The sequence below is a fragment of the Bacillus sp. JJ1764 genome (genome assembly GCF_036962145.1).
Classification (GTDB): Bacteria; Bacillota; Bacilli; order Bacillales; family Cytobacillaceae; genus Neobacillus.
On record NZ_JBALNY010000126.1, the window covers coordinates 20,337 to 35,972 of the forward strand.

Genomic DNA, 15,636 nt, shown 5'->3' on the forward strand with positions numbered 1-15,636 from the left:
ATGAAAATGCTCACAGTCGAAAATGTATCGAAAACATATGGAGAGAAACAATTATTTGACCATATTGGATTTACAATTGCCGAAAAAGAGCGGGTCGGCTTGATTGGGGTTAATGGAACAGGAAAATCTTCATTATTGAAAATTGTCGCCGGTTTAGACCAGTCTGATGATGGTCAAATTATTGCTGGAAAAGATTACTCTATTACCTACTTAAATCAACAACCGGATTTTGATACAGACAGAACGATCCTTGAACAGGTGTTTCATGGTGATGCACCGATCTTAAAGTTGATGCGCGAATATGAAAATACTTTAATAAAGTTGAATTCTGCTCCGAACGATAGCAAAGTTCAAGAGGATTTATTCCGCATGCAAAAACAAATGGATGCTCTGGATGCCTGGGATGTCAGCACCAACGCTAAGTCCATTTTAACGAAACTCGGGATTGAGGATTTTACGCAAAAGGTTGGTCAGCTCTCCGGCGGTCAAAAGAAACGTGTAGCATTAGCACAGGTATTAATTGCCGAACCGGATTTATTAATTTTGGATGAACCGACAAACCATCTTGATTTCGAAGCCGTGAAGTGGCTGGAGGAATATTTGACCCGATATAAAGGTTCCATTCTATTAGTAACACATGACCGTTATTTTTTGGATCGGGTGACAAACCGGATTTTTGAATTGGATGGCGGCAATCTCTACAGCTATCAGGGAAACTATGCGGCCTTTCTGGAGGCCAAAGCTATTCGTGAGGAAAACGAAGCGGCTACCTATGAAAAACGAAAAAATCTTTTTAGGCGTGAACTGGAATGGATAAGACGCGGCGCCAAAGCGCGGACAACGAAACAAAAGGCAAGAATTCAACGCTTTGAGGAGTTGGATGAAAAAGTATCCGGAGGCCGTTCTACTACTGAAAAACTGGATATCTCATTATCGGGAAGCCGTCTAGGCAAGCAGGTCTTTGAATTAAAAGATGCTTCCAAGAGATATGATGCGAAAATCATCCTCAGTCATTTTGACTTGCTCGTAAAGCCTGGTGACAGAATCGGAATAATTGGGAAAAATGGTACAGGAAAATCTACATTATTAAACATTCTCGCTAAACGAATGCCGCTTGATGAGGGCGAATTTAACATGGGACAAACGGTTAAAATCGCTTATTACACGCAAGAAGGCGAGGATATGGATGAAAACAAGCGGATGATTGAGTATATTAAGGAAACAGCGCAAATTGTGGAAACATCAGATGGTAAATCAATTTCAGCAGCCCAAATGCTTGAACGGTTTCTTTTTCCGTCCTTTACTCACGGAACGCCAATTCGCAAGCTTTCTGGTGGTGAAAAGCGCCGTTTGTACCTGTTGAAAATCCTGATGACAGCACCCAATGTGCTATTATTGGACGAGCCGACCAATGATCTTGATACACAGACACTAACGGTTCTCGAAGATTATTTAGACGAATTCCCAGGAGTTGTCATTACCGTTTCCCACGATCGGTACTTCTTAGATAAAGTGGTTGAGCAATTATTAGTGTTGCAAGGCGAAGGAAAAATAGATTCGTTTTATGGAAATTATAGTGAGTTTCTAGAAAAAGAGTCACTGAAGGAAGCCCCAAAAAACGTGACAGTATCAGTTTCAGTACCAAAAGCTCCTGAAAAAGAAAAGAAGAAAAGAATGAGCTATAAGGAGAAGAAAGAATGGAGCGAAATGGATGAAGTCATCGCCAATACCGAAGCGAAATTGGAAGAAGTTGCAGCGGAAATGGCTACAGCAGGCAGTGATTTTACAAAATTGCAGGAATTGATGAAGCAAGAGAGGGAATTAAACGAAAAACTGGAATATTTAATTGAACGGTGGTCTTATTTGGCCGAGTTGGCTGAGAATGAATAAAGAGAGTGTGCCGGATGGCGCACTCTTTTATTGGTATTTCAACTGATATAATACAGCATTCAAACAAACAGGTAATACGAGTATCACAAAACGAGGCTTTTCACATGAATGAACCATCGCCAATATGTTAAACTTGTAAATGAGAAAGCACATAAATAGGTGATAACATGAAAATTAAATCGATCGAACCTACCCCAAGTCCAAATACGATGAAAATCAATCTGGATCAGGAGCTTCCGATGGGGAAGAGTCATAATTATAAGAAAGAAACATCAGCAGATGCCCCTCCGGTCATTCAATCTATTCTTCAGATTGAAGGTATTAAAGGAGTGTATCATGTCGCAGATTTCCTGGCCGTTGAGCGGAACGCCAAATATGATTGGAAAGAGATTCTACCAAAGGTCCGACAGGCATTTGGAGAAAAAGCACAAGAGGCACCCGATCATAATAAAGTTAATGAACATTACGGTGAGATAAAAGTCGAGGTCCAAATATTTAAAGACATTCCTCTTCAAGTGAAATTGACTGATGGAACATCGGAAAAACGCTTTGGAATGCCAGAAGAATTTTTAAAGGCTAGGGAAAGGGCGCAGCTTCCAGAGGACAACTATATCTTACTTCGAAAGTGGACATATCAAGGAGTCAGATATGGTGAAATGGACCAAATCGGAATTGAAATTGTAGAGGAATTGATTGCAGCCTATCCGCTTGAAAGACTAGAAGAGTTAGTACAGAAAGCCCAAACAACGGAATCGTTTAACCAAATAAAACCAATGAAGAAACGCCTCAAAATTTCAGAAGATGATCTAAGCAATCCTGAATGGCAAAGCCGTTATCGTCTACTTGAGCAAATGGACGATCCGGAATTGACTGATCTGCCAATTTTAGAAAAGGCCTTAGCGGATGAAAAACCGTCCATTCGGCGCCTTGCCACCGTGTACTTAGGCATGATTGAGGATCAAGCTGTTTTGCCTCTTCTATATAAGGCATTAAGAGACAAATCGGTTACAGTCCGTCGAACAGCAGGGGATTGCTTGTCCGATTTAGGATTTCCTGAAGCAGTACCTGAAATGTCTAAAGCTCTCAAAGACTCCAGTAAGTTGGTTCGATGGCGTGCTGCGATGTTTTTATATGAGGTCGGTGATGAACGAGCCCTTCCTGCTTTAAAAGCAGCAGAAAATGATCCTGANNTAGTTTGCAAGTGAAAATGGCAATTGAGCGAATTGCGGGTGGAGAAGAAGCTAAAGGGTCGGTCTGGAAGCAAATGACCGAAGCCAGACAAAGGGAAGAGTAATTTTGCAAAAATACTAGCTTATAGTATTCTATATAACAGAAATGGAGTGAATGAATATGTCAAATGCATACGAAGAGTACATGAAACAAATTATTACACCGATGCGTGAAGAATTGACAAAAGCGGGATTTGCAGAACTGACAACTGTTGATGAAGTAGAAAACTTTATGGAAAATGTAACAGGGACCACACTGGTTGTCGTGAACTCTGTGTGCGGCTGTGCAGCTGGATTAGCTCGACCTGCTGCTACTCAAGCAATATTAAACAGTGAGAAAAAACCCGATCATCTCGTAACTGTTTTTGCGGGTCAAGATAAGGAAGCTACTGCAAAAATGCGAGAATATTTTGAAGGAATTGAACCATCTTCTCCTTCTATGGCTTTACTTAAAGGTAAGGAAGTCGTACATTTTATTCCGCGGCATAATATTGAAGGTATGCCAATGGAAGTTGTAATGGAAAATTTAAAAGGCGCTCTTGAAGCCAATTGCTAAAGAAATGGGACGATTTTTTCGTCTCTTTCTTTTTAAAAAGGATGGATCTTACATGTTTGTGACAACATCAGGGAGGACAAATCAACACTTGATCGAAACTGCTATTGGTGTGGCAGAAATACTTGAAATACCTTATGTTCCCCGTAGAAAGAAGTCTATCAGTCTGCTTCAAAATGAGAAGGACAGCCATTGTATCGTGGTGGGGAAGGACCGGCTAGAGTTACATGAAACGGGGAGCACAGAACCCTTTTTCTTTCATCCCAATTCCGCCATGTTCCGTATTAAACGTCTTATAAACGGAGAACATGATCCTTTTGCAGAAGCTGCTGATCTTTCTAAGGGAATGACATTACTCGATTGTACATTGGGGTTAGCATCCGATGCCGCAGTTGCCAGCTACCTAGTTGGCGATGACGGTCAAGTAGTGGGGGCAGAGGGAAATAAATATCTCGCGTACCTTGTCAGCGAAGGACTTCAATCATGGGACTCAGGGGTTGAAGCGATCAATGCTGCCATGAGAAGAATAAAGGTCATCCATACTAAAGCTATAGATTACTTAACTGGTCTTCCAGATAAATCATTTGACTGTGTTTATTTTGATCCAATGTTTGAAGAAAGCATTGAGGGGTCAGTAGGATTACAGCCACTTGCACGCTTGGCCCTTCATGATGACCTTAGCCCAGAAGTGATTTTACATGCCAAAAGAGTGGCAAAAAAAAGGGTTATTTTAAAGGACCATTATAGGAGTGAACGATTCCATCAATACGGCTTCGAAGTGATTCAAAGAAAATCGGCAAAATTCCATTATGGAATTATTAAAAAATAATTTCATTTTTAATAAATTAATCTTTTCTTAAGAAAAAAACAGTATAATCAATTATGAAAGTAAATTTTGAAAAAATAGGTGAAAGCAATGAACAAGTGGCTCCGTAAATCGCTTTTTGTCATCATATCGATTCTTACTTTTGGTTTGGTTACACCAACACAACTAATGAATTCAGTTAATGCGGAGACTCCAGTTGATCAGGACGTTTTAGAAGTACCTACTTCTGAAACGAATTATGTTCATCTGGAAAGTTATATTGAAGAAGATTCCGATTTTGATAGAGAAGAGTTTGTTGACGAGCTAGTGAAACAGGCGGAAGAACAATCCTATCAAAAATTTGGCAGTAAAATTAAGCCTGTTATTGAAAATGAATTTCGTGATATTATTTTGCCTAAAATTGAATTAGCAATTGCTGAAACTGCTGCTCAATTTCCCCAAGAGGATTTGAAAAATTTGACGATTACGGAACAACCTGGTGCGGGAATGTCGGAAAAAATTTTTAACGTGAAAAATCGTGTTACAGGTAAAGATATTCTTCGATTTCATGTGAGACGGGATCACCCACCACATGCTGGGTATTGGTTTAACTTTCATTATCATACTTGTTTTGATCATTTTCAAGTCCATCATGAGCTTGGCTCAATTTATTGGGATAAAAATATACCTCCAAAATGGATGAGCTAAAATTTTATCGTTTATAAATGAAACTTTTTTAAGATATACTCGTAAATATACTATTAATCTACCTACTAGAGACCCAGTGACGAGCTGGGTCTTTTTACGGAATGTAATCGTATTGATGGAGGCGCATCTTTATGTCAGTCTTTCAAGGAATCATTGAAACATACGCAGGCTTTTTTGATTTACATATGTGGAAGGAAGTATTAACGGATCCGGTTGCTTGGGGGCTGATAGGTACATTGGTGATATTGGAGGGACTCCTTTCAGCTGATAATGCTCTCGTACTGGCTGTCATGGTCAAACATTTGCAACCCGAGAAACGAAAAAAGGCGCTTTTCTATGGTTTGTTGGGGGCATACGCTTTTCGCTTTATCGCGATTGGCATCGGGGTATACTTAATAAAATTCTGGTGGATCAAGGTGCTGGGAGCAGCCTACTTGTCCTGGCTATCGATTAAATACTTTTTGGATAAACGAAAGACTGGAACTGATAAAGAACCTGAGGCCGAGGGATTGGATCAGAGCGGTCTGCTTATTCGCCTTTTTGGAACGTTTTGGGGAACAGTTGCATCTGTTGAATTGATGGATGTAGCCTTTTCAGTGGACAGCGTGCTGGCTGCTTTTGGAATCAGCGATGAAATTTGGGTATTGCTCATTGGCGGAATGCTTGGGGTTTTAATGATGCGTGGGGTAGCCGGGATATTTTTATCCTTGATTGACAAGATTCCGGAACTTGAAACAGCAGCTTATGTCTTAATCATGATCATTTCTATAAAGATGTTCTTAACCGTTTTTCATATTGAAATACATCACATAACCTTCTTTCTCATTTTAATCGTCACTTTTGGAGCTACCTTTATTGTGCATTTTTTGAACCGGAAAAAGAATGTAAAAAAGAATTATTAAAAAAAAGGCAAATTTCATAGAGAAAATGAGATTTGCCTTTTTTATCTCTTCTTACCTAAACGGCTGACAACAAAAATATATAGGGAAGACAAAAAGCTGTAACAAATAATAAAAAATATAATTGAAACTGCAAGCGATTTCAATACAGGCACTAAAAGTAATGTTAAAATAATACTGAAGAGAATAAAATCAAGAAATACAAACACTTCAGAACCCAATACCTCTAATACTGTATTCAGTTCTTCCTGAACTGCCTCCATTTTCGGTCGTTTATATAAAAATCTCATAGAAGCACCTACTTAGCATAGTTGTACTCAAATATATGCGGGTACAAGTCAGAATGTGATAAAAGCAGCAGACGTAACATTTTCATGTCTATTGTTTGAAAGGAATAGGAAAAAACTATTGGGGTGATAAAAATGGCTATTAATTTACAAAGAAGTCAACGAGTAAATTTAACCCAAAGAAACCCTGGTTTATCTGAGATTATTGTCAGTTTAGGTTGGAATCCGGTCCTAAATAATGGAGGATTATTTGGAGCTTTATTTGGGATTGGAGATTTGCCTAATATCGACTGTGACGCATCTGTCATCATGCTTGGAAAGAACGATCGGCTTTTGCAAAACAAAGATGTCATTTATTTTGGAAATCTAAGCAGCCATGATGGAAGTGTACAACATTCGGGCGATAGTCTAACTGGTTCGGAAGAAGGAGAAGATGAGTGTATTAAAATTGACCTAAACAAAGTTCCATCTACTATTCAAAAATTAGTGTTTGTCGTTACTATTTATGAACCAATCAAAAGGCAGCAGCATTTTGGAATGATAAAAAATGCATTTATAAAGATTGTTAATGCGACAAATCAGCAGGAATTACTTCATTTTAATATTACCGAGGATTTTGCTGAAAAAACAAGCCTCCTTGTCGGTGAATTATATCGAGATGAAACATCATGGAAATTTTCAGCGATTGGAGAGGGGATAAGGGCTGCCAATCTTAGTGAGGTAGTTAGAATATATGGATAATGGTAGATTTGTAAGCTGTCTTCAATGGACAGCTTATATTTTGTTTTCTCTGCTTTTATTTCCAGCTTTGACTATTAAAATCATCTTAAACTGGCTTCTTAACATGCTATAATACTATATAAAACTGTATATGAGGAGGAATTAGCATGCGTAAATGGTTTGGATTATTTATCATCACTTGCTCGTTCCTTTTTTTTATATCAACATCCCAAGCATCATATGACGGGATTTTGCTGGGGGATTTTTCAAGGAACTCTGTACTCTATCAGTCTATCACACCAAATTACTCTAGATCTTTGAATGACATCATTGTGCTTCCTAGGCAACATTTCAATCAGAGGGAAGCAGCAAATATCATTAATCGGATCAATGCATTGCCACCTTCTTTGTTACAAGATATAGATAACAAAGGAATCACATTAAAATTGTTCACAGGAAAACTAACGGATAATCCAACTGCAAGTGCTTTAAGCGGACAAATTCCTAGAGGCTATCAAACAAAAACAACCTGGGATGATGTCCCCGGTGTTGGTGGGTCTGAGGTAGTTCTTGTCAAAATAGGCTGCAGTGAACAAGGTAAAGGACATGGTTCCATCAATTTGGAACTTCATGAACTGGCCCATTCTATTGACCATTATGTCTATGATGATACTAGTCAAAAACAGGAGTTTCATGATATTTGGGAAAAAGAGCACGACCAGTTGTTCCCCGGAAACAGCTATTTCAATTACCAAGAGGAATATTTTGCTGAGACATTTGCGATGTATTATTTAAATAAAGATTCAAAAAATGAACTTAAAATAAAGGCACCAAACACATATAAATTTTTCGAAAACATACTTTAAAAGTTATGGTAAAATGTTAAGATATGAAACACAGCAAGGAGTGTGACTAAATTGAAGCAATACCTAGATTTATGCAAGCATGTTCTTGAACATGGCACCGTCAAAGGCGATCGGACAGGAACTGGAACGATTAGCACTTTTGGATATCAAATGCGATTTAACTTGGAGGAAGGATTTCCTCTATTAACAACAAAAAAACTTCATTTAAAATCCATCATCCATGAATTACTATGGTTTTTAAATGGTGATACTAATGTGAAGTATCTGCAAGACCATGGTGTCAGAATCTGGAATGAATGGGCTGATGAAAACGGTGAGCTTGGACCGGTTTATGGACATCAATGGCGCTCATGGACAGGTGCCAATGGAAAAACTGTTGATCAAATATCCGAGTTAATCAATCAAATTAAAACAAATCCTAATTCTAGACGTCTGATTGTCAATGCCTGGAATGTGGCCGAAATTGATAACATGGCATTACCGCCATGTCATTGCATGTTTCAATTTTATGTGTCTGAAGGAAAGCTTTCCTGTCAATTATATCAACGCTCTGCGGACGTGTTTCTTGGCGTTCCATTTAATATAGCATCCTATGCTCTACTGACGATGATGATTGCCCAAGTTTGCGATTTAGAGCCTGGTGAGTTTATTCATACATTTGGTGATGTCCATATTTACCAAAACCATTTAGAGCAAGTTAAGCTTCAATTAGGCAGAGAACCACGTGCATTACCAATTTTAAAAATAAATCCTGCGGTAAAAGATATTTTTTCCTATAAGTTTGAAGATTTTACGCTGGAAAATTATGATCCACATCCGCACATTAAAGGAGTCGTGAGTGTATGATTTCCTATATAGTAGCTATGGATGAAAACAGGGTGATTGGAAAGGAAAACCAATTGCCCTGGCATTTACCGGAGGATTTGAAATTTTTTAAACGTGTTACCATGGGGCACCCTATTGCAATGGGGAGAAAGACGCATGAATCGATTGGCAGGATTCTTCCTGGCAGAGAAAATATGGTGATCACTAGACAGGCAGAACTTGAGTGTGAGGGATGCACGGTTTTTCATTCTATTGAGGAGTTTTTGACGGCTAGTAAGGGTCGAGAAGACGAGATCTTTGTGATTGGCGGTGCGGAAATTTTTAAAGAATTATTTCCTTATGCTGACCGTCTGTACATTACCAAGATTCATGAGAAATTTGATGGGGATACATTTTTTCCGGAATTTAATTGGGAGGAATGGAAACTCATCTCTTCTGAAAAAGGGAAAACAGACGAAAAAAATCCCTACAAGTATGAATTTAGTATCTATGACCGGAAGTAAAATTAGGAGAGGTAGACTTCATGGTTAGATTAATCACGTGCTTTTTATATATGAGCGGTTATTTGATTTATAGCATTCCAACTTTAAGGAAGATGAAAAGACTGTCCAAGAATATACCTGTTTCTGAAAGAGATTTACTAATACATAAAGTACCGAAAATGTGGTCACGAACCATTATGAAAATTACAGGATCAAGGGTTAGTGTGGAAGGACAGGAATTTATTCCGGATGGACCAGTAGTATTTGTTGCCAATCATGAGGGCGATTTTGATGTACCTTCGCTCCTTGGGTATATTAATAAACCATTTGGATTTGTTTCAAAGATGGAAGTCATGAAGGTTCCAATTCTTTCTTCTTGGATGGAAGTTATGAATTGCATTTTTCTGGATCGAAGGAATCGTAGACAAGCTGTTAATTCAATTCGAGAAGGAGCAGCTATGTTAAAAAGGGGCCATTCGATTTTAATCTTCCCGGAAGGAACGAGAAGTAAAGGTGGACCTATATCTCCATTTAAAACTGGCAGTTTTCACTTGGCCAAGGATGCAGGAGTTCCAATTGTACCGATTTCAATAAAAGGAACATCAGACGTTTTTGAGAAAAATAACAGATTCATTCGTCCTGCGACTATTACGATAACGATTGGTCAACCTATCAATCCCCAAGTATATGCAAATTTGGATTTGAAAGAATTAGCGGAAAATGTTCGCCAAATCGTGATTAGGAATCTTGATGATCATGGTATGGTATCATAAAAAAGCATCAGACACGTCTGATGCTTTTCCATTAAAACTTTCCGTTCGTTTCGTATTCTGTTAATGCAGCGATCATGCTATGGAATTCATGTCGATGGCGAAATTCCTCCTCGCGGAAATGGGTCCTTACCCATGTGATCAGTTCCTTCGAACTGTTGAAGTATTCTCCACTTCGGTCGCTCTTGCGAATGGTATATCTTCCATTGTCATCATCAATTGTTACTTCAACAGGTAGGGCCCCATCAAAGCTGAAGAGTGAAAATTCCATCCAATTCACATCCAATCGTTCAAATTCAGAATTTTCTATATATTATGCGTATGGTGGTCTGATTATATGTATGAATGCATATGTAATCAAAATATATTAAATATTCAATCGTGATTTTTAGGTTGACTAATAATGGGGTTGCTGTTAAATTGTTATAGAGATTGGCAGGCAGTAAAGCGAAATGAAAAATATCACAAATACGTTATTTTTATTTGATATTGTGAAATTACTATGAATTATCTCAAATAAATTATGCAAAAAGTTTTTTCAATACTATAATCTTAGTAGAAGTTACTTCTAAATTGAAGGGGATGTATTTCAATGTTTTCAAATATTGGCGTACCTGGATTAATTTTAATATTAACACTTGCATTGATTATCTTTGGACCAAAAAAACTTCCGGAAATCGGTAAAGCTTTTGGACAAACTTTAAAGGAATTCAAAAAGTCTACACGCGAACTTACAGATGACGTTATGAGTGAAATAGATGATGAAAAGAAAAAGTTGACAAAATAAGGGTGTAAGATTCCATGTCTTGCACCTTTTTCTTCTTAAAATATGTTTAAGGATAGACTACTTTCTTACCATTGAAATTGGCAGGGGAAATAAATGGAAGATAAAGAATTACAATTGGTTGATCATTTAGAAGAACTCCGGAAACGCATCATCATTTCCGCTGTTGCTTTTGTTTTGTTTTTTATAGTTGGCTTTATTTATGTAGATGATATTTATCGATGGTTCGTGGGTAGTACCAAATTAATGGTGCTTGGTCCCAGTGATATCATGTGGATTTATTTTATGCTTGCAACAGTGGTGGCTATTGCTGGAACAATTCCTGTTTTAGCTTTGCAAATTTGGCTGTTTGTCAGGCCGGCCTTGAAACCGGTGGAAAGAAAAATTACTTTATCGTATGTACCATTATTATTTTTTCTATTTATCATTGGTCTTGCCTTTGGGTATTATGTAATATTTCCGATGGTTCTGGATTTTTTGGTAAAAATCGGTCAGGATATGTTCGTTACAAACTTTACCGCAGAACGGTACTTCAGCTTTATTATGAATATGACCATTCCGTTTGGAGTATTATTCGAATTGCCAGTGGTGGTCATGTTTTTAACTTCTTTAGGAATCATCAATCCGTTTATACTATCGAAGGTACGTAAATATGCTTATTTCGTCCTTGTGATTATTGCGATTGTGATTACACCGCCGGATTTTATGTCTGACTTTGTTGTTACCGTACCATTATTGCTGTTATACGAAATTAGTATTAATCTATCGAAGTTTGTATATCGAAAACGGTTAAAAAAACAGCAGAATGAGGAAGAAGAATTAATTGAAGCGGAAGTTGAAAGATCTTAGGAGAAAATTCATCTCTTAAGGTCTTTTTTTATGCTCAAAACACAACTATAGTGGCCTCATATCCTCAATCAACTAACATATCAACGTAAACACTATTTCTAACGTTGAAACAAAGATAAGGATACTTTGTGTCTTTTTTTGAAAATTCAAGACGAAAGAACCAAAATTATACTACAATTGCCTTGAAATCTAGTTTTGGACTATATTTCCATATAAGTGGGGGGAAAGCGGATGAAAAGACAGAAGACTGTATATGAGGCCGCGATAGAACACGGTTTTAGCCGTCGTGACTTTTTGAAAATGTGTACAGCTCTTGCTGCTACGCTAGGACTTGAATTTACACAATCAGATCAAGTTGTAAAAGCGATGGAAACAAAAACAAGAGTACCAGTAGTTTGGCTCCAATTCCAAGATTGCACAGGCTGCTCTGAATCATTTATTCGTTCATCACAGCCAAAAACAGAAAGCGTTTTATTAGAAATGATTTCTCTTGAATATTCTGAGGTACTATCAGCAGCATCAGGACATCAAGTGGAAGCTTCAATGGAACAAGTATTAAAAGATTATAAAGGAAAATACGTACTAGCTGTTGAAGGAAGCATTCCTGAAGATGACTCTTTTTTAATGGTAGCAGGTAAATCTGCTAAAGACACATTTCTGAAAATGGCAGAAGGTGCCATGGCGATTATTGCTTATGGATCCTGTTCTTCATGGGGGGGGATTCCCGCAGCACATCCCAATCCTACAGGTGCCAAATCTGTCAACAGCTATGTGAAAAATACTCCAACTATCCTTGTACCGGGATGCCCTCCTATTGCCGAAGTAATGACAGGTGTGATAGCCCACATTATTACGTTTGGTAAGTTGCCTGAATTAGATCAATTCGGTCGACCAAAAGCTTTTTACCGTCACCGCATCCATGATAAATGTAACCGACGCGCTTACTTTGATGCCGGCCTGTTTGTTGAATCCTTTGATGATGAAGGTGCTAAACAAGGCTATTGCTTATATAAGGTAGGCTGTAAAGGACCCACGACATACAACTCCTGTGCTGAGATGCGCTGGAGTGGGGGAGTAAGTTATCCTATTCAATCCGGGAATCCTTGCATTGGCTGTTCGGAGAAAGATTTCTGGGATAATGGCCCGCTATATACAAGAAGAGCAAAAATTCCTGGTACACAGACAACAATTAATCCGGATAGCGTAGGAGCAGCCGTTGTTGGTTTGGCGGCAGCTGGTGTAACTGTGCATGCTGCAGGAACAGTGATCAAGAAAAAGATAGACGACAAGCGGGGTGCAGAAGAATGAGTGAACGAATTGTTGTAGACCCGATAACAAGAATCGAAGGGCATCTTCGGGTTGAAGTTGATATTGATGAAAAAGGTGTAATCAAAGACGCTTTCAGTTCAGGAACTGCTGTTCGAGGTCTTGAATTAATAGTTAGGGATCGCGATCCACGGGATGTTTGGGCATATATTCAAAGAATTTGTGGTGTATGTACATCGGTTCATGCACTGGCAGCGATCCGTTCAGTAGAAGATGCATTAAACATCAAAATACCAAGAAATGCTCATTTAATTCGCGACATTATGAACCAAACAGTTTTTTTGCATGACCATGTGGTGCATTTCTATCATTTACATGCTTTAGATTGGGTTGATGTTGTAAGTGCTACCCAGGCCAATCCTGCTGAAACTTCAAGAATTGCCCAATCTATCTCAAGTTGGCCAAAATCATCTCCTGGTTATTTTACAGATGTTCAAAATAAAATAAAGAAACTTATTCAAAGCGGACAATTAGGTATATTTGCTAATGGCTATTGGGGCCACAAAGCCTATAAGTTGCCGCCAGAAGTGAACCTGATGGCTGTTGCGCATTATCTGGAAGCATTAGATTGGCAAAAAGAGGTCGTAAAAATACAAACTATTTTTGGTGGAAAGAACCCTCACCCACATTATGTTGTAGGTGGTATGGCAACTCCGCTAGATATTAATAGTGATAATGGTGTCCATGCTGAAAGATTGATGCACGTTTCCCAAATAATTGACCAAGCAAGGGATTTTGTCAACCAAGTATACATACCAGATTTGCTTGCAATCGGCTCCTACTATAAGGATTGGACGTATGGGGGAGGATTGAATAATTATCTTTGCTACGGAGATTTCTCGACTGGTGATATTTACGATACCAAGCTTTACAGAATGCCAAGAGGGATAATTTTAAACGGAAATTTGAACGAAGTACTTGATGTCGATCTTAAAGACCCTAAGCATGTTCAAGAATTTATTGATCATTCCTGGTACACCTATGACGGTAAAGATGGTGGAGAAGGAAAGCATCCATTTGTTGGTGAAACTGAGTTTAACTATACAGGACCTAAAGCACCGTACAAAACATTGGATACTGATAAGAAATATAGCTGGTTGAAGGCTCCTAGGTGGAAAGAACACCCTATGGAGACCGGTCCATTAGCAAGGATGATGGTCGGTTATGCATCTGGTAAAGATGAGTTTGTAAGCATTGTCGATGATACTTTGAAAAAATTGGGGCTACCCATCACAGCATTGCAATCTGCACTAGGACGAACCGTTGCACGGGGGCTTGAATCAGTTTTGATTGCTGACTGGATGCGAAATGATATGGATGAGTTACTGAAAAACGTCAAGAGCGGCAACCAGGTCACCTTTGACAGGACTAAATGGGATCCAGATACATGGCCTGAACGTGCTAAAGGGGTTGGCTGGTTAGAAGCTCCTCGAGGTGCTCTGGGACATTGGATTGACATCGAAAATGGAAAGACCAAAAATTATCAAGCAGTTGTTCCGACAACCTGGAATGCATCGCCTCGAGATCATAAAAATAATATTGGCGCATATGAAGCAGCACTAAAAGGAACACCACTGTTAAACAAAGAACAGCCATTGGAATTATTACGAATAATCCATTCGTTTGACCCGTGTCTTGCATGTGCTGTTCACTTAACCGATTTGGAAACAAATAAGACGACTGAAATTCGTTTAGGTTAGGAGGGAAATAAATGGGTGCGCCTAAATTACCGACCCAGCCGCCGGGAACCTTCCTTAAAAAACCAGTTATTAAAAACAGCGAGAATTCATTCCACCCGGAAGAGCCAATCAAGTATACAACGATGGAAAATGATGTAAAGGCATATGTGTGGGATTTGCCGGTACGACTTTACCATTGGGTCAATGCGATCTGTATAGTCATTTTGATGGTAACAGGAATTTATATAGGGAAACCCTTTGCAGGAGCAGGCATTCCTGAAGAGGCTTACTATTCCAATCTGATGGGCTGGGTTAGATACATCCACTTTTTTACTGCATTTGTGTTTACAGCAGCCTTTATCTATCGGATGTTCTGGTGTTTTGTTGGGAACAAGTTTGCCAAATTTAATCCGTTTCGTTGGGTATTCTGGAAGGATACATGGGAGACCATCAAATTTTATTTGTTCTTGCCAAATAAAAAACCACACTTCGTAGGTCATAATCCACTGGCATTTTTAAGCTATTGGATCTTTAACTATCTTGGATCCTTCATTGTCATTGTGACAGGTTTTTATATGTATTTTGAGCCTCAAAAGGAAACTATTTGGGCAAAGTTGTTTGCTTGGGTTCCATATATTTTTGGGGATAGCTATTTAAGTCGTTCATGGCATCATCTGACAGCGTGGGCTTTTATGCTCTTTATCGTGCTCCATGTATATTTAGCCTTCCGAGATGATTACCTAGAACGTTGCGGTTCAATCTCATCAATGTTTACTGGCTATAAAACCGAACCGAAAAAAGCAGTAAAAGAGGATGAAAAATAGGGGTTAAATTGAATTGGAGTATGCACTTTAATAGTCCTAGTCGGGTTGTTGAAGTTGCTTACTCCATTTTTTTTTAATGGCTACGTTAAACGACATTGTTGATTTTTTGTACCCTGTTGATAGGAGCGGAAGGCACGAAG

At 38.6% G+C, this 15,636-nt stretch carries 17 protein-coding genes and 1 pseudogene; 16 read left to right on the plus strand and 2 right to left on the minus strand.

What is annotated here, in order from left to right:
* The 6 genes and pseudogenes from V7083_RS16965 (at position 1) to V7083_RS16990 (ending at position 6,087) form a co-directional block, all read left to right on the plus strand.
* Positions 1–1,890, plus strand: a complete 1,890-nt coding sequence (locus V7083_RS16965) for an ABC-F family ATP-binding cassette domain-containing protein (protein WP_335480003.1) — start codon at positions 1–3, stop codon at positions 1,888–1,890.
* Between the two features lie 167 nt (positions 1,891–2,057).
* A pseudogene (locus V7083_RS16970) lies at positions 2,058–3,184 on the plus strand (conserved virulence factor C family protein).
* A gap of 56 nt (positions 3,185–3,240) precedes the next feature.
* A complete protein-coding gene (locus V7083_RS16975; RefSeq protein ID WP_335480005.1) occupies positions 3,241–3,675 on the plus strand; it encodes a BrxA/BrxB family bacilliredoxin in 435 nt (144 codons plus the stop codon).
* 52 nt (positions 3,676–3,727) lie between these two features.
* Complete coding sequence (locus V7083_RS16980) at positions 3,728–4,501, plus strand: class I SAM-dependent methyltransferase (protein WP_335480007.1); 774 nt, start codon at positions 3,728–3,730, stop codon at positions 4,499–4,501.
* 87 nt (positions 4,502–4,588) lie between these two features.
* A complete protein-coding gene (locus V7083_RS16985; RefSeq protein WP_335480009.1) occupies positions 4,589–5,185 on the plus strand; it encodes a YpjP family protein in 597 nt (198 codons plus the stop codon).
* A 131-nt stretch (positions 5,186–5,316) separates the two neighbouring features.
* The gene (locus tag V7083_RS16990; RefSeq protein WP_335480013.1) at positions 5,317–6,087 is read left to right on the plus strand and encodes a TerC family protein; all 771 of its coding nucleotides are present in this window, start codon (positions 5,317–5,319) and stop codon (positions 6,085–6,087) included.
* A 41-nt stretch (positions 6,088–6,128) separates the two neighbouring features.
* Here V7083_RS16990 and V7083_RS16995 read toward each other — a convergent pair whose 3' ends face one another.
* On the minus strand, positions 6,129–6,374 hold the full coding sequence (locus V7083_RS16995) for a hypothetical protein (protein ID WP_335480015.1): 246 nt from the start codon (positions 6,372–6,374) through the stop codon (positions 6,129–6,131).
* A gap of 132 nt (positions 6,375–6,506) precedes the next feature.
* Here V7083_RS16995 and V7083_RS17000 point away from each other — a divergent pair, with 132 nt between their 5' ends.
* The 5 genes from V7083_RS17000 to V7083_RS17020 all read left to right on the plus strand — a co-directional run bounded on the left by V7083_RS17000 (position 6,507) and on the right by V7083_RS17020 (position 10,037).
* Positions 6,507–7,112 (plus strand): TerD family protein, encoded by a 606-nt coding sequence (locus V7083_RS17000; protein WP_335480017.1) that lies wholly within the window; start codon positions 6,507–6,509, stop codon positions 7,110–7,112.
* Positions 7,113–7,258: 146 nt separating this feature from the next.
* The gene (locus V7083_RS17005; RefSeq protein ID WP_335480020.1) at positions 7,259–7,957 is read left to right on the plus strand and encodes an anthrax toxin lethal factor-related metalloendopeptidase; all 699 of its coding nucleotides are present in this window, start codon (positions 7,259–7,261) and stop codon (positions 7,955–7,957) included.
* A 51-nt stretch (positions 7,958–8,008) separates the two neighbouring features.
* Complete coding sequence (locus V7083_RS17010; protein ID WP_335480023.1) at positions 8,009–8,803, plus strand: thymidylate synthase; 795 nt, start codon at positions 8,009–8,011, stop codon at positions 8,801–8,803.
* The gene (locus V7083_RS17015) at positions 8,800–9,285 is read left to right on the plus strand and encodes a dihydrofolate reductase (RefSeq protein WP_335480024.1); all 486 of its coding nucleotides are present in this window, start codon (positions 8,800–8,802) and stop codon (positions 9,283–9,285) included. The genes V7083_RS17010 and V7083_RS17015 overlap by 4 nt, the downstream gene beginning before the upstream one ends.
* Before the next feature lie 20 nt (positions 9,286–9,305).
* The gene (locus tag V7083_RS17020; protein WP_335480026.1) at positions 9,306–10,037 is read left to right on the plus strand and encodes a lysophospholipid acyltransferase family protein; all 732 of its coding nucleotides are present in this window, start codon (positions 9,306–9,308) and stop codon (positions 10,035–10,037) included.
* Positions 10,038–10,068: 31 nt separating this feature from the next.
* Here V7083_RS17020 and V7083_RS17025 read toward each other — a convergent pair whose 3' ends face one another.
* Positions 10,069–10,305, minus strand: a complete 237-nt coding sequence (locus V7083_RS17025) for a hypothetical protein (RefSeq protein ID WP_335480028.1) — start codon at positions 10,303–10,305, stop codon at positions 10,069–10,071.
* Between the two features lie 321 nt (positions 10,306–10,626).
* On the opposite strand from V7083_RS17025, the gene tatA reads away from it, so the two are divergent.
* From tatA to cybH, 5 genes are all read left to right on the plus strand, one after another.
* Complete coding sequence (gene tatA / locus V7083_RS17030) at positions 10,627–10,821, plus strand: twin-arginine translocase TatA/TatE family subunit (protein WP_335480031.1); 195 nt, start codon at positions 10,627–10,629, stop codon at positions 10,819–10,821.
* A 93-nt stretch (positions 10,822–10,914) separates the two neighbouring features.
* The gene (tatC, locus tag V7083_RS17035; RefSeq protein WP_335480033.1) at positions 10,915–11,667 is read left to right on the plus strand and encodes a twin-arginine translocase subunit TatC; all 753 of its coding nucleotides are present in this window, start codon (positions 10,915–10,917) and stop codon (positions 11,665–11,667) included.
* A gap of 231 nt (positions 11,668–11,898) precedes the next feature.
* Positions 11,899–12,975, plus strand: coding sequence for a hydrogenase small subunit (locus V7083_RS17040; protein ID WP_335480035.1), 1,077 nt, complete (start codon positions 11,899–11,901; stop codon positions 12,973–12,975).
* Positions 12,972–14,693, plus strand: coding sequence for a nickel-dependent hydrogenase large subunit (locus tag V7083_RS17045; RefSeq protein WP_335480038.1), 1,722 nt, complete (start codon positions 12,972–12,974; stop codon positions 14,691–14,693). The genes V7083_RS17040 and V7083_RS17045 overlap by 4 nt, the downstream gene beginning before the upstream one ends.
* An 11-nt stretch (positions 14,694–14,704) precedes the next feature.
* A complete protein-coding gene (gene cybH / locus V7083_RS17050) occupies positions 14,705–15,496 on the plus strand; it encodes a Ni/Fe-hydrogenase, b-type cytochrome subunit (RefSeq protein WP_435553327.1) in 792 nt (263 codons plus the stop codon).
* Positions 15,497–15,636 lie beyond the last annotated feature (140 nt).